The organism is Pseudoalteromonas luteoviolacea DSM 6061 (assembly GCF_001625655.1).
In the GTDB taxonomy this organism is placed as follows: domain Bacteria; phylum Pseudomonadota; class Gammaproteobacteria; order Enterobacterales; family Alteromonadaceae; genus Pseudoalteromonas; species Pseudoalteromonas luteoviolacea.
The window spans coordinates 1-308 of sequence record NZ_AUYB01000162.1 but is presented as its reverse complement, the minus strand read 5'-3'; the positions used below and the strand labels follow the sequence as shown (position 1 = coordinate 308).

1 protein-coding gene is annotated in these 308 nt (G+C 56.8%); it reads left to right on the top strand.

Going from position 1 to position 308, the window contains the following annotated elements; all coding sequences use genetic code 11:
- Positions 1-308, top strand: a 308-nt coding sequence (locus N475_RS24980; RefSeq protein WP_155732630.1) for a calcium-binding protein, incomplete at both ends; no start/stop codon positions are given.

The window sequence follows — 308 nt, the reverse complement described above, 5'->3', positions numbered from 1 at the left end:
TACCTGTTCAATGCGGGCGATGGACAAGACACGCTCACCGATTTAGGTGGGGTGGATAATCTGGTATTTGGTGCGGGGCTCAGTGCTGAGCAGCTGCGGGTGCGTCGCAGTGGCAACGATGTGGTGCTGTACTTTGTGGATGCACAGGGGCAGGAAACCGGGGATAGCATCACCCTGACCGAAGCCTTTAGCAGCAGTGCACGTCGTATTGAGCAGCTGACCTTTGCCGATGGCACCACTTTAACGGGGACTGAAGTCCATGCGCGGGCATTGGTGATGTATGGCACCGAGGGCAATGACACCCTTAC